Consider the following 20,184-nt stretch of genomic DNA (forward strand, 5'->3'; position numbering starts at 1 on the left):
CGGACGGACCCCTATCGGATCAACCGCGCAGCATCTCGGCGACGAGGAATGCCAACTCGATGGACTGCTGAGTGTTCAGTCGCGGATCGCACGCGGTCTCGTACCGTCCGTGCAGGTCGACGTCGGAGATGTCCTGTGCTCCGCCGAGGCATTCGGTGACGTCTTCGCCGGTCAGTTCGATGTGGATCCCGCCCGGGTGACTGCCGAGGGCACGGTGCACTTCGAAGAAACCTTGGACCTCGTCGACGATCCGGTCGAAATGGCGGGTCTTGTACCCGGTCGACGACTCGTGGGTGTTGCCGTGCATCGGGTCGCACTGCCAGATGACCTTGTGACCGGTGGCTTCGACAGCCTCGATGATGCCGGGCAGCAGGTCGCGGACCTTCGAGTGCCCCATCCGCGAGATCAAGGTGAGGCGACCGGGCTTGTTGTGGGGGTCGAGGCGTTCGACGTACTCCGCGGCCATCTCGGGGGTGGTGCTGGGCCCGACCTTCAGACCGATCGGGTTGGAAAGCAACTCAGCGAAAGCGATGTGGGCACCGTCGAGTTGCCGGGTCCGGTCGCCGATCCACAGGAAGTGGGCCGACAGGTCGTACAGGCGGGGCTCGTCTCCGGTGGTGTCGAGGCGCAGCATCGCGCGCTCGTAGTCGAGTACGAGCGCTTCGTGACTCGCGTAGATGGTCGCGGCGCGCAGGTTCGGGTCGATGACCCCGCAGGCGTCCATGAACCGCAGGCCACGATCGATCTCGGAGGCCAGTGCCTCGTAGCGGGCTCCGGCCGGCGACGACGCGACGAACTCGCGATTCCAGTCGTGGACGCGATGCAGGTCTGCTTCGCCACCGGAGGTGACTGCACGTACCAGGTTCATCGCGGCGCTTGCGTTGGCGTACGCCCGGACCAAACGGGACGGGTCGTGCCCGCGGACAGCCGCGTCGGCGACGATGGAGTTCACCATGTCGCCGCGGTACGACGGCAACCCGAGGGCGTCGGTGTCGGACGAGCGCGGCTTGGCGTACTGCCCGGCAATACGCGCGACCTTGACGACCGGGGTCGACGCACCGTAGGTCAGGACGACAGCCATCTGCAGCAGTGTGCGGATGTTGCCCTTGATGTGCGGTTCGGTGTTGTCCATGAACGTCTCGGCGCAGTCACCGCCCTGCAGCAGGAAGGCCTCACCCCTCGCGACGGCCGCGAGTTGATTCTGCAGTTCCTCTACCTCGCGGGGCACGGTGATCGGCGGGACGCTCTCGAGGACGGTCCGCATTGCCGCGGCCTGGTCTTCAGGCCATGTCGGCTGCTGCAGCGCAGGCTTGGACAACGCGATATCGAGCTTTTCGCGCAGTTCCGACGGCAGCGGCGGAAGTTCGGGCAAGCGGTCGATCGGTACGTCGACGGTCCAGTTCACTCCACCAGGATATGGCCCCGACCGCAGCCGGTCACACAGACCCGGCTCATCGCGTCCGGCGGGCCACCTCGATTGCGTCGAACTTCGCGAGATTGTGACGCGCATCCGTCAGCGCATCGTGGTTGTCGTCGGGCACCGGCGGGAGCACCGGGGACCCGTGTTGTTCCCAATGCTGCCGCAGCTCACGGGTGAAACGGGGCAGTACATCGGGCAGCTCCGGCATCGACCCCCACAGCTGGACCAGCGCCACATGGTCGTATGCACCGATCCACGCCCACAACTCGGGCCGAATACCCACACGGGGCACGAGGAATTTCAGGAGGTCGTCTCGGATGCGGCTCCGCGACTTCCAGGCAGGGTGGTTCTCGGGCGGCAACTTGGGTAGAACATTGCGACGAACCCACGGGCCTGCACGCTCCGGGTCGAACTCGGTGGACACCGCGTAGAACTCGCGCCCGTCCTCGCAGACCACACCTATCGATACGAGTTCGATGGTGCGTCCATCCTCGATGAACTCGCAGTCGTAGAAGTAGCGCACGTCGTCACATTATGCCCGCGACGCAGTGCGTCACCCCGCCTGGGTGTCGGGCATGCGGTCGGCCTCGGGTGTGACGGCAGGGTCGGTCGGTGTCGCCGTAGCCTTCGGAGACACGTCCTTCAACGAGGCGGCATAGACGTCGACGTACTCCTGACCGGACAGCTGCATGAGGGAGTACATCACTTCGTCGGTGACAGTGCGCTCGACGAAACGGTTTCCGCCCATTCCCTCGAACCGGGAGAAGTCGATCGGCTCACCGACCCGGACAGTGATCTTGGCCGGCTTCCACATCTTGGAGCCGATCGGGTTCATCTTGTCGGTACCGATCATCGCGACGGGAATAACAGGTACTCCTGTCTCGAGTGCGAGACGCGCCAGTCCGGTCTTGCCCTTGTAGAGACGTCCGTCCGGCGAACGAGTGCCTTCCGGATAGATACCGAGTAGCTTGCCCTGCGCGAGAACCCGGGCGCCGGCGTTGAGTGCGTCCTGCGCGGCATCCGCACCCGTCCTGTCGATCGGAACCTGGCCGACGGAGGAGAAGAACCAGCGCTGGAATCGTCCCTTGAGCCCCGTTCCGGTGAAGTACTCGCTCTTGGCAAGGAAGGTGATACGTCGTTTCGCCAGTAAAGGCAGATAGAACGAGTCGAGCACGGCGCGATGGTTGCTGGCGAGAATGGCGGGACCACCCGTCGGGATGTTCTCGCCGCCTTCGAACTTGGGCCTGCCCATAAGCCAAAGCAGTGGGCCCAGCAGGACGTACTTGAACAGCCAGTACCACATGGCAAACCTTCCCGGGATCGTCGACGCGGGCTCACCAAGCCCGCCGGTCGACTCTACGTCGATTCGAGGGTCACACGCACACCGCGGACGTGCCCGGCTCCACGCGAATGCGCAGTAAGTGACGAGAATCTCAGAGCAGCGAGGTTTCGTGACCGTCCGCCATGGCTCGGCGCGCGAGGTCAGCAGCACCGATCAATCCTGCGGCGTCCCCGAGTTGCGCGGCGCGAACCCGGGCGAGAGGTCGGTGTCCGGCCCCGGTAGACGCCGCCGCGTAGTGCTCTCGCGCGTCGTCGAGGAACAGCGACGCCGACCCCGACACTCCCCCGCCGACAACGATGAGTTCCGGGTCGTACACATCGGCGACGATCGACAACCCCACCCCCAGCCAGCGGGCGAACTCGGCCATGGCGGCCAGTGCGAGGGGGTCACCGTCCTGCGCAGCACCGGCGATCCGGCGACCGGTCAGCGACCCCGGATCCGCGGTCGTTCCGGCCACCAGTTGCGAACGCCCCGGATCTGCGGCGAGCATCTCGACTGCGATGTCGACCAGAGCGGTGCCGCTGCAGTATCGCTCCCAACACCCTCGTTTACCGCAGGGGCAGGGCCTGCCACCCGGCACCACCTGCAGGTGGCCGAGTTCGGGAGCCACCCCGTGAGCGCCTCGGAAGATCCGGCCGTCCAGCATCAACGCGGCGCCGATACCGGTGCCCAGCGCTACCAGCACCGCGATGCGACTGCCCGCGGCGGCACCGAACCTGTACTCGGCCCAGCCCGCCGCATTCCCGTCGTGTTCGAGGATCACCGGGAGACCGAAGCGTGCTGTGAGCCTCTCTGCGATCGGGGCATCGACCCACGGGAGGTGTGGGGCGAATCGTACGGTGCGGCAGTCCGCGCTGAGGAACCCGGCGACTGCCAGCCCTACGGCCGAGACGTCGTTACGGTCGGCGAGTAGCCGCACGACCCTGTGCAGAGCGTCCTCGAGCACCGGCACCGAACCCGGTGTCGGTGCCCGAGCAGAGTCGATCACCGCGCCGGACGCATCGACCACGGCGGCACGGATGCTTGTGCCGCCCACGTCGATACCGACCGTGTGCCGTTCGGGTTGCGCCATATCGCCAGTGTCCGCTGTCAGGGACGGATAGTGACGGAGATGGGTACGAAACCACCTCGATCGGGTGGCTCCGGAGTCGGTGTACCGTCCGGACCGCTGCCGGGCTCCGTCGGTGGAGGGGGCAGGAAACGCGCTACCAGTTCGCGGATGATCGCGATCAGCGCAGCGAGTTGCGATGCCAGCTTGGCGATCAACTCGTGGTTCTCACCCCGGACGAGAGCGGCGACCGCGCAAAGCGGGCACCAAGTACAACCTCCTGAAGAAGGTGCGGGTGCACTCACCTCGGCCGCATCGGTGTTCGTCGCCGCGTCCGTCTGCGACGCACCGTCTTGCGCAGTCACTTGCTCGACCAGCGCCTCGACACGGTCGAGGACGGTATCGGCGAGGATCCTCAGGTCGCTCAGGACGTCGTCGTGATCCGAACTCACTTCGGCCACACCGCCGGATCAGGGACGAATCGCAGCAGCAGATCGGTCCCGTCGAATTCTGCCTCGGAGACGGTGCACCGACGCAGACCGGATGCCAGACGCAGCCGGCGACGAATTCCGTCGGCACCCACGACGAGGTCGTCGGCCACCCGGCCGAGGGTGAGTGACGAAGGGTCGGCGACCGGGAGGTGCATTCGCATCGTGTACACCGCGTCCACCCCTGTTCCCGTGTCGTGACCGATCCGGACCGGTTCGACGTCGCTCCCCAGCCGCGACGGATCCCGGTCGTGGCGGTGGTGCTGTGTCATCTCGCCGAGCGCCCGCAAGCCTATCGGTTCGTCGCTCCGTCGCTCGTACACGACGACCGGAGTCTCGGTGACCAGCGCACGAATCTCGTCCACGACGGCGGACTGCGCCGCACGCACAGCTGCGACCCACTCGGCGGCGGGCCCGTCGTCGCCGAGGTCAGGCACGAGCCCGTTGACGATCACGGCGTCGAGCCGCAAGGTGGCCATCGCAGTCCAGGAACGAAGCCGACGCAATTCGGCGAACCCTGCGCGGTCGGGAGTCGTCACAAGTGTCGCGCCTGTTCGGGTGCGATCGTCGAGCAGGTCGCGTAGTGCGCCGAGTCCTCCCAGAATCCTGTCGTAGAGGGCCACGACCAGCATCAGTCGGGGGTCGGATCCGGTCGCGGCGGCAATCCGACTGTGTTGCGGCCAGATTCGATCCATGTAGTCGGCGAACGTGCGGGGCGATGCGATCAAGCGGAATGCGTCGGCAGATGCGGGTGCATCGACGATCACAGTGCGCCATCGTCCGTCAGCGGCCAGGCGGGCCACTTCGGTGAGCGCGAGAAGCTCCTGCGCTGCGGGCAATCCGATGAGTTCTTCGGGGGCCGGTAGATCGAACTGTCCGGCGTGTTCGTGTCCCCCCGTGAAGGATGCGAGTCGATGCAGGGTCGCGTAGCGCTGCTCCAGCAACCCGAGTGAATCGATTTCGAGGATGTCGAGACCGTCGGTCACGGACGTGAGACCGGACCCCGCATCGACCGCGAGAACATCGGCCAGCGAGTGCGCCTGATCTATGGAGACGAGGAGCACGGAGCCGTCGGTGCGCGCATCGGTCAGAGCCGTTGCTGCTGCGAGAGTGGTCTTACCCGCTCCTCCTTTACCGAGGAACAGCCGTACGCGGGCGGGTGCCGTCCCGCTCTCGGCGCTCAGCCTTCCACCTGCTTCTTCAGTTCTTTCAGTGCGGTATCCGTGATCACCTTCTCGGCCTTTCTCTTGAACAGGCCGATCATCGGGATGGTCAGGTCGACGGTGAGTTCGTAGTCGACCACTGTGCCCCCGCCGGGGGCATCCCCGAGGACGTAGCTCCCCGATTGAGCCTTCTGGATCTCGCCGCTCTCGAGCTTCCAGCTGACTGCGCGGCCGTCCGGCGCCCAGCGGTATCGCAGGACATAGGTGTCCTTGACGATCCCGGCGTCGAGGACGAACCGGACGGTTTCCGCGCGACCGTCAGGCCTCCGCTCGAGGACCTCGACGGTCTTGGCCGACTCCACCCAGGTGGGGTAGGCGTCGAAGTCCGCGATCACAGCCATCACCTGATCTGCCGGTGCATCGATGGTGATCGACCTCTTGGTCTTCTCGGCCATTCGACGAAGACTCCTTCTCAGTCCGTCCCGTGTACTGAAGGTGCGCGGCCGCCTCCATGTTCGGAGGAGCCGATACCGACGCCGTTGTCTACCACATACCGTATCGACACGGTATCGGTCCGCTCAGGACCGGTCGCCGGGAGCCTCCCCGGCGGGGCGTCCCGCTTCTAGTCGAGCCTTGACCTCGAAGGTCATCTTCTTCCCCGCGACCCTGCGTTCCCGGTTCATGGCCGGCAGGTCGAGTTCGGTCACCCGTTCGGGGGCGATGCCGGTCGGTTCGCAGTGCAGGAAGTAGTGGATGATCGCACCGTCGAGTGAGGGCTCGAGCCACACTTCCATCGTCCCGGTCAGCGAACCCGACACGGCCCATCGGATTCCCTGCTCGGCGCGGTCCTCGCGGACGGTCAACGCGAGGTCCGGCCACCACACCCGCCAGCGGTCCGGCGCTGCGATCTCCGCAGCGATGTGGACGGGGTCCGCCGCGATGAAGCTCTGATCCGACACCTGAATGCTGCTCACGCGGACAGCTTCACATACACGGCACCCGGTCGGTTCGTCACCCCGCGGTTCGGTGCGTGATTCCCGGTCGTTGCGACGCTCCGCTCAGCAGCTCCCGCAGCTTGGCACCGAGAACATCCCAGCGCCACTGGGTCGACACCCACCGCCGACCGGCAGCTCCCATCGCCGCTGCCCGGTCGGGGTCGGCAAGGACACCGGTTATCGCGGTCGCGACAGCGGACACCGAGGTGCCGTCGACGACGAATCCGGTCTCCCCGTCCCGGACCGTCTCGGGAGCACCGCCGGACCTCCCCGCAACCACCGGGACACCTGTGGCGGAAGCTTCGAGGTAGACGATCCCGAGACCTTCCACATCGAGTCCGGCACCGCGGGTGCGACACGGCATCGCGAACACGTCCGCGATCGTGTGATGTGCTGCAAGCTCTGCGGCGGGCACACCGCCGGTGATGACGACGTGGTCCTCGACGCCGTTCTTACGCGCCAGCTCACGCAGCGTGTTCTCGTACGGGCCTCCGCCGACGATCACAAGCACGGCGCCGTCGATGCGACGTCGGATTTCGGGCAGTGCCCGAATCAGAACGTCCTGACCTTTCCGCGGCACCAGCCTCGACAGGCACAGCACCGTCGGCCTGTCCCCGAGTCCGTACCGGTCGCGGAGTTCGGCACGCGCTGCGGGGTCCGGCCGGAACACCTCGGTGTCGACGCCCGACGGCAGGTGTTCGAGGCCGGCCTGGGGACCGAACGCCGCCGCAAACCGGCCTCGGGTGTACCGGCTGACGAAAGTAACGGTGTCGGTCTCGTTGCCGATCCGACGCAGCGCCTGCCGGCCGCCGGGCACCATCGACCAACCCACTTCGTGACCGTGTGTGCTCGCCACGATCCGTTCGGCGCCGGAGCGCCGTAGCACGGGAGCCAGCAATGCCAGCGGCGCGGCGGCGCCGAACCACACCGTGTCGCACCCTGTGTCGGCGAGCAGACGAGAAGCGCGACGCGCGACCGCGGGAGTCGGCAGCATCAGGGTGGTCGGATGCCGCACGACCTCGAACGGCTGGTCCGCGTCGTAGCGGAGGTGACTGTCTCCGCGCCAACGCGGTGCATACACGACGATCTCGTCGGCGGGCAGTTGCGCCGCGAACAACCGCAGATACGACTGGATGCCTCCAGGCCGGGGCGGAAAGTCGTTGGTCACCAGCAGCGTTCGCGACATGTCTATACCGTAGGGCGTGGAGCCTGCGCCTGCTGGACGGGGGCCGGGTCGACGGGAGAGCGTGTCAGAGTCGGTCCGAGAGCCACTCGCCCCACCGGTCGACGACCTCGTCCACACTCGCTCCCACAGTGGCGGCGAAGTCGTGGCTCAGGTCGTCGCCTGCGGGGCCGTCGGCGAGTGCACGGTACAGGGCGGTCAGCTGATCTCGGCCGTACTCTTCGGCGACGAATGTCGCGAGACTCCACGCAGTCTCGTAGGCGGTGCGGGATCGGTCCGGATCAGCGAAGTCGTCGTCCGTGGGGATCTGTGACGGTGCGCCATGGAGATCGACATCCTCGGCGAGGTTCGGGGCGATACGGCGGAGATCTGCGCCGGTCACGGACGCCCCGTCGTCGGACCGGTAGCCGATGTAGTCGGCGTATCCCTCGAGGATCCACAGCGGTGATCCGTCCACAGTTCGCGGCCGCGCCGCGATGTGCGTCAACTCATGCCGGAGCACCGCGCGCAGGCCCTGTCGGGAGAGCCGACTACCTGCAGCCGGGCTGAAGACGATGCGTTGCCCGGTTGCCCTGTCGTGCTGGGTGTCGACAGCATCGGAGATCGCGACCGCTGCGATCTCGTCACCGTTGTGTGCAGTGCCCACCAGGTCGGTGAACTCATCACGACTCGAGGTAACCCATATCAGCGATCGTTTCGGCCAGTCGGCCCCCCATACCTTCGAGACCGCGTCCACAGCGGAGGGCAGTTCGTCCGCGATGTCAGCGGCGAGGTCGGCCGTGTCGGGGTGAGCGAGGATCATCGACCTGCCACCGGCCGTCGCGGTCGTCGTCACGTCGAGAGGTCCGTGATCCCACGGGCCTCTCCACGTCGTGGACACCGAATCGGGAAGCGGCCGGTCGGATGCGATCTTCCATCCGTCGTCGCGAGAGACCACCAGCAGTGTGACGGGCTTACGAGTCGGCGCCTCGTCGACGCCGTCGATCTCGTAGCGCAGCAATGCCGTGAGCGTCCGTACGGGGTCGTCTCCGAACCGGTTGCTCACCTCGCCGGGAACTTCAACTGTCGGCTCGGCACCCAGTTCGTATCCGAACTCGGCCAAGGGCACACCGCGAAGCGCCCGGGCGCGGCTGATCTCTGCCTCGAGCAATTCGGGACCAGCACCAGTGTCGACGATCCCGGCGAGTGCTGCGCGGTCGCCGGTACGTACTGCTTCCGCCCAGGAATCGAGAAGCGCTTGCAACTCCACCCGGACGCCGTACTCGGATTGCTCATGTGACTCGAGGTCGACGAACAGCACTCCGACGGTCACGGCAGCGACCGCGAGGGCGGCGAGCCCGATTCGCTCCCACGGCAGTCGACGACGGATTCGGGGCAGGGTCTCCGGCGCGGGCACGGCGGCAAGTGTATGCGGCGTCTCCCGCCACGCTCTGTGCCGACCGTCGGTGGATCCTCTGTGCCGACCGTCGGTGGATCCTCCGGAGTCGGTCAGTAGCGCCGCGCGCTGTGGAACGGGAAGCTGTCCATCGACTGCACCTTCACCGGCACCCCGAACGTGGAGGCATGCACGATGTTTCCGTCTCCCGCATAAATGCCTACGTGGGAGGCGTCGTTGTAGAAGATGATGACGTCGCCGGGCTGGAGGTTCTCGCGCGAGACCGGGGTTCCGCCCTGAGCTTGAGCTTGACTGGATCGCGGCACGGTCTTTCCGACCTGCTGGTACGCCCAGACCACGAGTCCGGAGCAGTCGAACTGGTCGGGTCCGGTGGCTCCCCACACGTACGGGTCGCCGATGCGGGTGAGTGCGGATCGAAGCGCTCCAGCGCCGTTGCCGGGAATGAGGTGCTGCATGATGCGGTCGGCGTCGAGACCGGGCGGGAACGGGGTTCCTGCGAGGATCGACTTCTCCTCGTCGCTCAGGTTGTCGAAGGCCTCGAGAACTGCGGCGATCTGTACCTCGAGTTCGGTTTCCTGGCGCTGGAGGTCGTCACGCAACGTCTGTGCCTGTTCGGCCGCAACACGCGCAGCTTCGGCCGATTTCTGGGAGACCGACGCGGCGGCCACTGCGGCGTCGGTGGCCCGGCGGAATCCTTCGATCTCGCGATCGGTCTGCGCGCCGAGCACGTCGAGCATCACCATCTGGTCGAGCAACTGCTGAGGCGAGTCGCTGACCATCACGGCGAAGAGACGATTGGTACGCGAACCTCGATAGTTGGCCTGGGCGAGCTTGTCGACAGTGGGCTTGAAGCGGGCGACTTCGGCCTGAGCTGCTGCGAGTGCGTCGTGATCGGCGGCGGCACGAGCATCGAGGTCGCGCTGCTCCGCGAGCCGGCCATCCAATTCGACCCCTGCGTGGTGCAGCGCTTCGGTGGCCTGCTCGGACCGACGTGACAGGTCGGCGAGATGCTCGAGTTTGGCGGTGGGACTGTCACCGATGGGGTCGGCCACTGCAGGCGCGGAGGTCAGAGCAAGGAGGAGAAGTACCCATGCGGCGAGGGCAGTGCGAATGGCCCGTCTGACGGGAACGGAGAACACGACGCTTGTCTTCCTTTCGCAAAGATCTCGATCAGGTTACGGAACCGTATAGCTTCGTGTCTACCCGCGGGTAGCGCATTGCAATTCGTTATTCGCGGTGCCCGTCACAGAGGCCGCACCCGTCGATGAAGTGAGGGTGGACCGGTAGCCACCGATCCACCCTCACAAGGCACTGCTCGTCGATCAGAAACGGCGAGCACCGTCCACAGGCATCGAGTCCAGCGGAGCGACCTTCACCGGCTGGCTCGAGGTCGAGGCGTGCACGATGTTGCCGTTGCCGATGTAGATACCGGTGTGACTGCCGCCGTAGAAGGAGACGACGTCGCCGGGCTGCAACGCGCCGACCGACACAGCTTGACCGGCAGTGGCCTGCTGGTAGCTCGTACGCGGGACGCTGAGCCCCACCTGCTGGTACGCCCATTGCACAAGTCCCGAGCAGTCGAACGCGTTCGGGCCGGTGGCGCCGTAGACGTACGGAGAGCCGACCTTGCTGAGCGCGGCGTCGGCTGCCCGCTGACCGACCGAACTGAACGGCGCGGTGAAGGGTGCGGCGGGGGCGGCTTCGGGAGCAGGCGGAATGAGGTTGGTGACCTCCGGCGGCAGGGTCACTCCTGCGGGAAGTTCGAAAGTGCCGACACCGGGAATGGTGACGGGCTCTGCCATCGCCGGACCGGCGGTGACGGTGATTGCACCGAGCGCGAGGGCGCCGGCGACGAGGGCGCGACGCACTGCACGCTTGTTGTTCTGCGAGACCACGAGGGGTTGTTCTCCAATTCTTCCGTTCACCCGCCGACCGAGTTAGCTGACGGATTCGGGCCGGAAGATCAGCCCTACCCCTCGCCGCGAGTGCGACGGAGGGGATTCACCCCAGTAACACGTGTGGGTCCCCGGCTCGGACGCTCGTGCTCGAGCGGCCGATTAGGCGGTTACCTAGCGGCTCCGGCCCTCGGGAGTGGGCCGGACGAACTATTCCGCTTGGTCTCAGGAAGGTTACGAAACTGCATCACCGAGGCCAACCCGAACTCGCCGAGAATGCGCATTAAGTCCGGTTCGAGCGGTTTGGGACATAGATTGGGCCGCTTTGATAACAACGCGATAACGGCACTGAGGGTCACTATCCTCAGGCGCCGGTCCGATCCGGACGGCCCACGCGAGCAGTCTGCACACCGCCGTAACTCATCCCAGCTCAGAGCGCCGGCCCAACCTCCCCGCAGTCCCCGAAGCGACCACGCGAACGCAGTGCGGCAGCGACCTCCCGACGCGAAGGCAGCACCCCGCCGACGCCGGTCCGATCCACCCTCCCGAGAGACATGTGATCCTCGTCTCATCGGTGCCGGAATGTCGGGTTTCCGCGGGTGTCGGAGGCGGTTTCTACCCTCATGCGCATGACGTCGTCCCCTACCGCCTCCGACACCGCCCACGGTGTCCAACTCAGTTTCGACGAACTCGACACTCCCCTACGCGACACCACCTTCGTAGTGGTCGATCTCGAGACCACCGGTGGACGCTCCGGCGACGACGCCATCACCGAGATCGGCGCAGTGAAGGTGCGCAGTGGTGAGGTCCTCGGCGAGTTCGCGACCCTCGTCGACCCAGGCCGGTCGATCCCTCCCGAGATCGTCCGCCTCACCGGTATCACCACCGCGATGGTCTATCAGGCGCCGCGCATCGAGGAAGTGCTTCCCGCGTTCCTCGAATTCGCCGCCGGTTCGGTCCTCGTAGCGCACAACGCCGGATTCGACACCGGTTTCCTCCGTGCCGCGGCCGCCCAGTGCAATGTGCCCTGGCCACGGTTCCCCGTCGTCTGCACCGTCAAACTGGCCCGGCGGGTCCTCGGGCGCGACGAGGCACCCTCGGTGAAACTCTCCGCACTCGCCGAACTGTTCCGCGTCTCGACCCGGCCCACACACCGCGCACTGGACGACGCACGCGCAACCGTCGACGTCCTTCACGCCCTCATCGAGCGCGTCGGCAACCAGGGGGTCCACAGCCTCACCGAACTACGCGACTACATCCCCGCCATCACGGCGGAACAGCGTGCCAAACGCACCCTCGCCGCGCATCTGCCACACCGCCCGGGCGTGTACCTGTTCCGTGGCCCCTCGGACGAGGCACTCTATATCGGCACGGCCGTGGATCTACGTCGTCGTGTCCGCAGCTATTTCACGGGTTCGGAAACCCGACCGCGTCTACGCGAGATGGTCGCACTGACGACTCGCATCGACCACGTCGAATGTGCGCACGGCCTAGAGGCCGGGGTCCGCGAACTCCGGCTCATCGCCGCCCACACGCCCCCCTACAATCGACGTTCCAAATACCCCACCCGTGGGTGGTGGATCACACTCACCGACGAACCGTTTCCACGCCTGGCGATCTCGCGGACGCCCTCGCCCGACGCGCTCGGCCCGTTCTCCGTCCGGAACGGTGCCGCCGATGTGGCGGCGACCCTTGCCGAATTCAGCGGACTGCGCACATGCACCCGCCGGATCGGCCGATCCGCGCGGCACGGCGACCGCTGCCGGCCCGACGCCGTAGGCGCCTGCTCGGCAGCCTCCTTCGGGCCGCAGAGTCCCGAGGAGTACTCCGCTCAGGTTCTGCGGGCACGTGCTCTCCTGCGTGGCGATGACGCCTCTTCGATCGCGCAAGCTCACGAACGCATCGACGAGTTGGCAGGCAAGGAACTGTTCGAGAACGCGGCACGGCTACGCGACCGCACCGCCGACGCGATCCGTGCGCTACGACGCACGCAGCGCCTCGCGGCACTCGCAGCCATCGACGAACTGATCGCTGCCCGCCCGCGCGCCGAAGGCGGCTGGGATTTCGCAGTGGTGCGCTCCGGCCGGCTCGCGTCGGCGGGCGTCGCGGAACGCGGCGTACGACCCATGCCTGTCGTCGAAGCGATCGCAGCCGGTGCGGAAACGGTACTGCCCGGTCCGGGTCCGCTGCGCGGTGCGGCCGCGGAAGAGTTGGGCCTGGTCGCGCGGTGGCTGGATTCCGACGGGGTGCGCATCGTGCGGACCTCCCACGGATGGTCCGAACCCGTCGAGGGTGCGGGTCGGTGGAGCGAATGGGCCGAGCTGGCACGAGAGGCGTCCGGGGCAGTCCCGGAACCGACGGGGCACCGCATAGGCTGATCGTCACCGGAAGAAGACCTGCGTCACCGGAGTACAGACAAGGAGTCCCCATGATCAACGCCATCGTTCTGATCGACGCCGACGCCCACCGCATACCGGAGACCGCTCGGGCGGTAGCCGACCTCGCCGGAGTCGACACGGTGTACTCGTGCGCCGGGGACGTCGATCTCGTAGCGATCGTGCGTGTCCGCGACCACGAGCAGATCGCCGAGGTGGTCACGCGGGGCATCAACAAGGTCGATGGCGTGAGCAGGACGGTCACACACATCGCGTTCCAGTCCTATTCGAGCGCCGACATCGAGGCCGGCTTCTCCATCGGGAACTGACCGTCCGCGAGCAGCGACGGATCGAGCGGTGCCCGCGGTCAGCACGCGGGCACCACCGTCATACCGAGGTCGCCGCGGTCAGCGCTCCCCCTCGACCCCGAGCCGAGTGGTCACGGCAGCCCATTTCTCGAGCACCTGCGCAGCCGCACCGCTGTCGATCGAGGTCGCAGCCACCTCGAATCCTGCTGCGAGCGCATCCTCGAGTCCACCGTCCAGGCCCCTGAACGCAGCGATCGCGCCCGCGGCGTTGAGAAGCACCGCATCGCGCACGGGTCCGGTCTCACCGGCAAGGCAGGCCCGAGCGATCACCGCATTCTCGGCGGCGTCGCCGCCCCGGAGCGCTTCGAGCGGGACCCGCGAGATCCCGAGCCGCGTCGGATCGAGCGTCTGGGTCTCGACGGCACCGTCGCGCACAATGTGCACGGTCGACGTCGTCGACGTCGTCAACTCGTCGAGACCGTCGTCGCCGCGAACGACCAGCGCCGAATTGCCCCGCTGTGCAAGCACGCCCGCGATGGTCGGAGCCAGCGACTCGAAGGCGCAGCCGATCAGACCAGCGCGGGGACGCGCAGGGTTGGTGAGCGGGCCCAGTACGTTGAACACAGTCGGGATGCCGATCTGCTTGCGTGGTGCAGCCGCGAACCGCAGCGCCGGGTGGTACACCGGCGCGAAGCAGAATCCGATGCCCGCTTCGTCGAGCGAGCGCGCAACCTGTTCCGGACCCAGATCGATATGGACCCCGAGTGCCTCGAGTACGTCGGCGCCACCGCTCTTGGACGAGGCGGCGCGGTTGCCGTGCTTGACCACCCGGACGCCCGCTCCTGCCACCACGAGCGCTGACATCGTCGAGATGTTCACTGTGTTGGCGCGGTCGCCGCCCGTTCCCACGATGTCAACCGTGTCGTCGTCCACCGGCACCAGGTTGGCGTAACCGAGCATCGTGTCGGCGAGCGCCCGTAATTCGTCGGACGTCTCGCCCTTCATCTTGAGTGCGACACCGAACGCCGCGATCTGTGCGGGGGTCGCGTTGTCGGAGAAGATCTCGTCCATGGCCCAGACGGCCTCGGGTCGCGTCAGATCACGACCTGCGGTCAGAGATCCGAGTACTGCGGGCCAGCTGGCAACCACCTCGTCCGCCGCCTGCCTCGCGTTCATCGCACCCACCCTTCACCACATCCGACTCGCTACCGGAGCACTGTTGTGCCCTCCGCTCGGAGAGCTTATTGACGTCCTCCCGGCCGTGAACAACCGGGATTCCTACCGCGGCGCTTCCCGCGCGATCGAAGGCTGCGTCATTCGGGCTGACGCGATCGAAGGCTGCGTCATTCGGGCTGAAGAGCGTCCCATCCGCGGGCATCGCCACCGAGCCGTTGCGCCAGCGAGGCCATCCGCGACTTCTCTTGAGCGCAATGCATCGCGTCGAGGAGCTGAACCCGCTGCAGGATCAGGGAGACTCGGGTCACTCCGTCCTCGAAAGGTACCGCGGAGGGCGGCGCAGCGGCGACGTAGCCGTCCTGGCCGGCCAGTGCGAGTGCCTCCTCGACGGCCGTCGCGGGCAGTTCCAGATGATGCCGCAGCACTGCGTCGTCGGATTCGGCCCAACGCGGCGCGTCCTGCGCGCCACGATTCAGTGCGGTGGAGCAGGCCTCCGAGTCGTCGAACGACTCGACGACGACCGCGAGATCCGGTCGGGTGATATCGAGACGCTCGGGGACACGGCGCGCAAGGAGTCGTCGAATTCTTCCCAGCACACCCGGTTGTTCACTCATGCCGCCACCTTCACATCCGTCACCCCTGCAACCCATCCGGGCCCGGATCTCGGCATTTCTCCCCCCGAGAGCAGCAAAGACGCGCCGATTTCGGCCCCGATTGCCCAACACGTACTACGACGGGTCATACTAGCCAGCGTGACGAGCGCAGTAGGGACTTCAGGATCTGCAATCACACAGCGCGTGCACTCGTTGAACCGGCCCAACCTGGTCAGCGTCGGCACCATCGTGTGGTTGTCCAGTGAGCTCATGTTTTTCGCAGGGCTCTTCGCCATGTATTTCGTGGCGCGGGCACAGGCTCCGGAGGGCATGTGGCCTCCGCCGCCCACCCATTTGAACCTGTGGCTGGCAGTGCCGATCACGGCGGTGCTGATCGCATCGTCCTTCACCTGCCAGCTCGGTGTGTTCGCAGCAGAGCGCGGCGACGTATTCGGCCTCCGCCGGTGGTACATCATCACTCTCGGCATGGGCACGTTCTTCGTACTCGGCCAGGGCTACGAATACATCACCCTGGTCCAGCACGGCACCACCATTGCTGGCAGCGTGTACGGCTCGGTGTTCTACATGACCACCGGCTTCCACGGCCTGCACGTGATCGGTGGACTCATCGCATTCGTGTTCCTGCTGTTCCGCACCAAGGTCAGCAAGTTCACCCCCGCGCAGGCCACCGCAGCCATCGTCGTGTCCTACTACTGGCACTTCGTCGACATCGTGTGGATCGCGCTGTTTGCCACGATCTATTTCATCCGTTAGCCAGCTGAACGCTTAGGCAGCCCCCTGACGTCCAGTCAGTCCCGACTTACATATAAGGGATACAGATGAGTTCATCCCCACCTCTCGCACCCGAGGGTGACGACATGCCCGGTCGATCCTCGGCAGCTTCGGCTGCCACGTCCCGCCGTCAGCGCAAGCTCAGGCGCCGCGTCACCGGCGCCCTGGTACTCGCACTCGGCCTCCTCAGCGCAGGCTTCCTTGCTTCTGCGCTGACACCCGACCCACAGGTGGCCACTGCTCAGGACGACCAGAGCGCATTGATCCGCGAGGGCCAGCAGCTATACGAGACCTCCTGCGTGACCTGCCACGGTGTCAACCTGCAGGGCATCGAGGATCGCGGCCCCACGCTGATCGGCGTTGGCGAGGCAGCGGTCTACTTCCAGGTGTCGTCCGGCCGTATGCCTGCCGCTCGCAACGAGGCCCAGGCAAAGCGCAAGGACCCGAAGTTCGATGCCGGCCAGATCGATGCTCTCGGTGCCTACATCCAGGCCAACGGTGGTGGCCCGACGGTGATCCGCGACGAGAACGGGGAAATCGCCCAGTCCTCCCTGCGCGGCAACGACATCGGACGCGGTAGCGAACTGTTCCGCCAGAACTGCGCTTCGTGCCACAACTTCACCGGTCGCGGTGGAGCCCTCTCGTCCGGCAAGTTCGCCCCCAACCTCGATCCTGCCAACGAGCAGCAGATCTATACTGCGATGCTCACCGGGCCGCAGAACATGCCGAAGTTCTCCGATCGCCAGCTGACGGTCGAGGAGAAGCAAGACATCATCGCGTACATCAAGTCCGCCAGCGAGACTCAGAATCCGGGCGGATACGGCCTCGGAGGCTTCGGGCCAGGCGCTGAAGGTCCCACGATGTTCGCCGTTGGCATCGTCGCGGTCGTCGGTGCCGCACTGTGGATCGGAGCAAGGTCATGAGTAGCGGCGACACGCCGAACAAGCATTCGATCGAGAATCTCGATCAGATGAGCCGCGACGATCTCGTCGAACTCGGCACGAACCTCGACGGTGTCGATGTCGTGTTTCGCAAGGACCGGTGGCCCGTCGAGGGCACCCGCGCCGAGAAGCGCGCAGAGCGCAACGTGGCCGCATGGTTCATCCTCGCAGGCATCGCCGGTCTTGCCTTCATCGGCGTCTACCTGTTCTGGCCGTGGGAATACCAGAGCATCGACGACCCGCAGTACGGCTGGTACAACCTCTACACCCCGCTGCTCGGCCTGACCCTCGGTCTGTCGATCCTCGGAGTCGGTGTCGGCGCGGTCCAGTTCACCAAGAAGTTCATCCCCGAAGAGGTGTCGATCCAGGATCGTCACGACGGCCCGTCCGCCGAGGTCGATCGCAAGACGATCGTCGCCGAGCTGACCGATTCGCTCGAGACGTCGACGTTCACCCGCCGGAAGCTCGTCAAGCGGACCGCGATCTTCGGTGGCGGCGCGCTGGGAGTCGGGCTGATCATGCCGCTCGGCGGACTGATCAAGAATCCGTGGGCCGAGGGCGACGACTCGTCGCTCTGGGTGTCCGGCTGGACTCCCCGCTACCAGGGCGAAACAATCTACCTGCGCCGCGACACCGGCCGGCCGCAGGACATCGTCCTGGTGCGGCCCGAGGACCTCGATGCGGGCGGCATGGAGACGGTCTTCCCGTTCCGTGAGGCCGACCGCGGCGATGACCACGCGCTGCTCGACGGTCTTCGCGGGATCCGCAACGCCGTGATGCTCATCCGTCTGCGGACGGATGACGCGGAGCGTGCAATCAAGCGCAAGGGCCAGGAGAGCTTCAACTACGGCGACTACTTCGCCTTCTCGAAGATCTGCACCCACCTCGGATGCCCGACCTCGCTGTACGAGCAGCAGACCAACCGGATTCTGTGCCCGTGCCACCAGTCGCAGTTCGATGCACTCGAGTACGGCAAGCCGATCTTCGGTCCCGCTGCTCGCGCTCTTCCGCAGCTTCCTATTACAGTGAATGAAGAGGGCTTCCTCGTCGCCAACGGCGACTTCATCGAAGCTCTCGGCCCGGCATTTTGGGAGCGTCGCCCGTGAGTACTGCAACTCAATCACACGCTGCAAAAGCAGGCGAGAACCTCGACTCGCGGTATCATCTTTCTGCCGGCATCCGCCGCCAGATCAACAAGGTGTTTCCCACCCACTGGTCGTTCCTGCTCGGCGAAGTCGCTCTGTACAGCTTCATCATCCTGTTGATCTCAGGTGTTTTCCTGACGCTGTTCTTCGACCCGTCACTGGCCCACGTCACCTACGACGGTGTCTACACACCGCTCCGCGGTGTCGGCATGTCCCGCGCATACGAGACGACACTGAATCTCTCGTTCGAGGTCCGCGGCGGACTGTTCGTCCGGCAGATCCACCACTGGGCAGCGCTGATGTTCGCGGCGTCGATCATCGTCCACCTGCTTCGCATCTTCTTCACCGGCGCGTTCCGCCGCCCGCGTGAGGCGAACTGGGTCATCGGCTCGCTCCTGCTGATCCTTGCGATGTTCGAGGGCTTCTTCGGATACTCGCTGCCCGACGACCTGCTCTCCGGTACCGGTCTTCGCGCCGCATTCTCCGGCATCACGCTGTCGGTTCCGATCGTCGGCACCTGGCTGCACTGGATGATCTTCGGCGGAGACTTCCCCGGCGAGCTGATCATCCCGCGCTTCTACGTGCTGCACGTGCTCCTCATCCCGGGCATCATCCTGGCGCTGATCGCCGCACACCTTGCGTTGGTCTGGTACCAGAAGCACACGCAGTTCCCCGGCCCCGGCCGAACCGAACAGAACGTGGTGGGTGTGCGCATCCTCCCCGTGTTCGCGGTCAAGTCCGGCGCGTTCTTCGCGATGACCTTCGCGGTGCTGGCGCTGATGTCCGGCCTGCTGCAGATCAACCCCGTCTGGAATATCGGCCCGTACAACCCGTCTCAGGTCTCCGCTGGTTCCCAGCCCGACTTCTACATGATGTGGACGGACGGTCTCGCTCGTATCTGGCCGGCATGGGAGCTGTACCTGTTCGACCGGTACACGATCCCCCAGCCGTTCTGGATCGCACTGCTCATGGGTCTCGTCTTCACGATCCTCATCGTCTACCCGTGGATCGAGAAGAAGTTCTCGAAGGACGACGCGCACCACAACCTGCTGCAGCGTCCGCGTGACGTGCCGGTGCGCACCGGCCTCGGTGCGATGGCTCTCGCCTTCTACACCGTCGCCACGATCATGTGCATCAACGACATCATCGCGTACAAGTTCGATATCTCCATCAACGCCACCACGTGGATGGGCCGGATCGGGCTGGTGATCCTGCCTCCGCTCGCGTACTACATCGCCTACCGGTTCTGCCTGGGTCTGCAGCGCAGCGACCGTCAGGTGCTCGAGCACGGCATCGAGACGGGTATCGTCCGTCGCCTCCCGCACGGTGAGTACATCGAGATCCACCAGCCGCTCGGCCCGGTGGACGACCATGGCCACCCGATTCCGCTCGAATACCAGGGCGCTACGGTGCCCAAGCGGATGAACCGCCTCGGAAGTGCCGGTAAGCCCGGTGCTGGCAGCTGGTGGAGCGCAGATCCGGCCGACGAGTCGGCTGCACTCGAAGCGGCTCATCACGAGAGCGAGGCAGAGCTGCGTACTATCCTGAAGGAATACCAGGACCGTATCCACAGCGAGGCCGATGGCAGTGGATCCAAGGCGCTGTCCGACAAGGACGGCGACGGCGACGTGCACTGACACTTCACCTGCTCTACCCCCCCAGAGGGCCCCGAACCGGATCGGTTCGGGGCCCTCTGGCTTGTCTGCCGGACCTGCCACATCGATTCCGCGTGCGCCGCTACAGTGACTTCAGTCGACCGCGCCAAGTGGGAGACTTGCTTTCGACGGCGGGTGGAGGACGCGTTCTGACCCGCATTGCCCGATAACGCGACCGCTCGGGGTCGCGCCCCTGGCGCTTCCCACGAGCGCGTGTCTGCGATCAGTGTTCTCCTGGTTCGAGGTTCTCCTGGTTCGAGCGATTCCGA

Annotated in this window: 20 protein-coding genes and 1 riboswitch; of the genes, 6 read left to right on the top strand and 14 right to left on the bottom strand. The window is 65.9% G+C overall.

Annotated elements, in window-relative coordinates; all coding sequences use genetic code 11:
• Positions 1 to 19: 19 nt before the first annotated feature.
• The 12 genes from ACTDXD_RS26155 to ACTDXD_RS26210 all read right to left on the bottom strand — a co-directional run bounded on the left by ACTDXD_RS26155 (position 20) and on the right by ACTDXD_RS26210 (position 10,930).
• Complete coding sequence (locus tag ACTDXD_RS26155; protein ID WP_440125051.1) at positions 20 to 1,405, bottom strand: class II 3-deoxy-7-phosphoheptulonate synthase; 1,386 nt, start codon at positions 1,403 to 1,405, stop codon at positions 20 to 22.
• A 46-nt stretch (positions 1,406 to 1,451) separates the two neighbouring features.
• On the bottom strand, positions 1,452 to 1,943 hold the full coding sequence (locus tag ACTDXD_RS26160) for a polyadenylate-specific 3'-exoribonuclease AS (RefSeq protein ID WP_440125052.1): 492 nt from the start codon (positions 1,941 to 1,943) through the stop codon (positions 1,452 to 1,454).
• A gap of 30 nt (positions 1,944 to 1,973) precedes the next feature.
• On the bottom strand, positions 1,974 to 2,723 hold the full coding sequence (locus ACTDXD_RS26165) for a lysophospholipid acyltransferase family protein (RefSeq protein WP_440125053.1): 750 nt from the start codon (positions 2,721 to 2,723) through the stop codon (positions 1,974 to 1,976).
• A 130-nt stretch (positions 2,724 to 2,853) separates the two neighbouring features.
• On the bottom strand, positions 2,854 to 3,834 hold the full coding sequence (locus tag ACTDXD_RS26170; protein ID WP_440125054.1) for an ROK family protein: 981 nt from the start codon (positions 3,832 to 3,834) through the stop codon (positions 2,854 to 2,856).
• A 17-nt stretch (positions 3,835 to 3,851) separates the two neighbouring features.
• Positions 3,852 to 4,262 (bottom strand): hypothetical protein, encoded by a 411-nt coding sequence (locus tag ACTDXD_RS26175; RefSeq protein WP_440125055.1) that lies wholly within the window; start codon positions 4,260 to 4,262, stop codon positions 3,852 to 3,854.
• The gene (locus ACTDXD_RS26180) at positions 4,259 to 5,482 is read right to left on the bottom strand and encodes an ArsA-related P-loop ATPase (RefSeq protein WP_440127809.1); all 1,224 of its coding nucleotides are present in this window, start codon (positions 5,480 to 5,482) and stop codon (positions 4,259 to 4,261) included. Before ACTDXD_RS26180 ends, ACTDXD_RS26175 begins: the two co-directional genes overlap by 4 nt.
• On the bottom strand, positions 5,479 to 5,916 hold the full coding sequence (locus tag ACTDXD_RS26185) for an SRPBCC family protein (RefSeq protein WP_169686382.1): 438 nt from the start codon (positions 5,914 to 5,916) through the stop codon (positions 5,479 to 5,481). Before ACTDXD_RS26185 ends, ACTDXD_RS26180 begins: the two co-directional genes overlap by 4 nt.
• A gap of 123 nt (positions 5,917 to 6,039) precedes the next feature.
• Positions 6,040 to 6,435, bottom strand: coding sequence for a polyketide cyclase / dehydrase and lipid transport (locus ACTDXD_RS26190; protein WP_440125056.1), 396 nt, complete (start codon positions 6,433 to 6,435; stop codon positions 6,040 to 6,042).
• 37 nt (positions 6,436 to 6,472) lie between these two features.
• Positions 6,473 to 7,642 carry a glycosyltransferase family 4 protein gene (locus ACTDXD_RS26195; RefSeq protein WP_440125057.1) on the bottom strand — a complete coding sequence of 390 codons (1,170 nt, stop codon included), beginning with the start codon at positions 7,640 to 7,642 and terminating at the stop codon, positions 6,473 to 6,475.
• Positions 7,643 to 7,706: 64 nt separating this feature from the next.
• On the bottom strand, positions 7,707 to 9,035 hold the full coding sequence (locus ACTDXD_RS26200; protein WP_440125058.1) for a hypothetical protein: 1,329 nt from the start codon (positions 9,033 to 9,035) through the stop codon (positions 7,707 to 7,709).
• Positions 9,036 to 9,127: 92 nt separating this feature from the next.
• On the bottom strand, positions 9,128 to 10,174 hold the full coding sequence (locus ACTDXD_RS26205) for a C40 family peptidase (RefSeq protein ID WP_440125059.1): 1,047 nt from the start codon (positions 10,172 to 10,174) through the stop codon (positions 9,128 to 9,130).
• Positions 10,175 to 10,357: 183 nt separating this feature from the next.
• On the bottom strand, positions 10,358 to 10,930 hold the full coding sequence (locus ACTDXD_RS26210; RefSeq protein WP_169686372.1) for an NlpC/P60 family protein: 573 nt from the start codon (positions 10,928 to 10,930) through the stop codon (positions 10,358 to 10,360).
• A gap of 15 nt (positions 10,931 to 10,945) precedes the next feature.
• A riboswitch (cyclic di-AMP (ydaO/yuaA leader) is annotated at positions 10,946 to 11,109 on the bottom strand.
• 450 nt (positions 11,110 to 11,559) lie between these two features.
• Between ACTDXD_RS26210 and ACTDXD_RS26215 the strand changes: the two genes are divergently transcribed.
• Both ACTDXD_RS26215 and ACTDXD_RS26220 read left to right on the top strand, forming a co-directional pair.
• Complete coding sequence (locus ACTDXD_RS26215; protein WP_440125060.1) at positions 11,560 to 13,308, top strand: DEDD exonuclease domain-containing protein; 1,749 nt, start codon at positions 11,560 to 11,562, stop codon at positions 13,306 to 13,308.
• A gap of 50 nt (positions 13,309 to 13,358) precedes the next feature.
• A complete protein-coding gene (locus ACTDXD_RS26220) occupies positions 13,359 to 13,634 on the top strand; it encodes an Lrp/AsnC family transcriptional regulator (RefSeq protein ID WP_440125061.1) in 276 nt (91 codons plus the stop codon).
• Between the two features lie 78 nt (positions 13,635 to 13,712).
• Here ACTDXD_RS26220 and trpD read toward each other — a convergent pair whose 3' ends face one another.
• Together trpD and ACTDXD_RS26230 are read right to left on the bottom strand one after the other, a co-directional pair.
• Positions 13,713 to 14,789 (bottom strand): anthranilate phosphoribosyltransferase, encoded by a 1,077-nt coding sequence (gene trpD, locus ACTDXD_RS26225; RefSeq protein WP_440125062.1) that lies wholly within the window; start codon positions 14,787 to 14,789, stop codon positions 13,713 to 13,715.
• 167 nt (positions 14,790 to 14,956) lie between these two features.
• Positions 14,957 to 15,403 (bottom strand): hypothetical protein, encoded by a 447-nt coding sequence (locus ACTDXD_RS26230; protein ID WP_440125063.1) that lies wholly within the window; start codon positions 15,401 to 15,403, stop codon positions 14,957 to 14,959.
• A 138-nt stretch (positions 15,404 to 15,541) separates the two neighbouring features.
• Between ACTDXD_RS26230 and ctaE the strand changes: the two genes are divergently transcribed.
• The 4 genes from ctaE to qcrB all read left to right on the top strand — a co-directional run bounded on the left by ctaE (position 15,542) and on the right by qcrB (position 19,897).
• Positions 15,542 to 16,156 carry an aa3-type cytochrome oxidase subunit III gene (gene ctaE, locus ACTDXD_RS26235; protein WP_169686362.1) on the top strand — a complete coding sequence of 205 codons (615 nt, stop codon included), beginning with the start codon at positions 15,542 to 15,544 and terminating at the stop codon, positions 16,154 to 16,156.
• Between the two features lie 104 nt (positions 16,157 to 16,260).
• Positions 16,261 to 17,097 (top strand): cytochrome bc1 complex diheme cytochrome c subunit, encoded by an 837-nt coding sequence (gene qcrC / locus ACTDXD_RS26240; RefSeq protein ID WP_440127810.1) that lies wholly within the window; start codon positions 16,261 to 16,263, stop codon positions 17,095 to 17,097.
• Complete coding sequence (gene qcrA / locus ACTDXD_RS26245) at positions 17,094 to 18,221, top strand: cytochrome bc1 complex Rieske iron-sulfur subunit (protein WP_440125064.1); 1,128 nt, start codon at positions 17,094 to 17,096, stop codon at positions 18,219 to 18,221. The genes qcrC and qcrA overlap by 4 nt, the downstream gene beginning before the upstream one ends.
• Complete coding sequence (gene qcrB, locus ACTDXD_RS26250) at positions 18,218 to 19,897, top strand: cytochrome bc1 complex cytochrome b subunit (RefSeq protein WP_440125065.1); 1,680 nt, start codon at positions 18,218 to 18,220, stop codon at positions 19,895 to 19,897. The genes qcrA and qcrB overlap by 4 nt, the downstream gene beginning before the upstream one ends.
• The last annotated feature ends 287 nt before the right edge of the window (positions 19,898 to 20,184 follow it).

Origin of the sequence: Rhodococcus sp. SJ-3, assembly GCF_051918125.1 — a bacterium.
In the GTDB taxonomy this organism is placed as follows: Bacteria; Actinomycetota; Actinomycetes; order Mycobacteriales; family Mycobacteriaceae; genus Rhodococcus.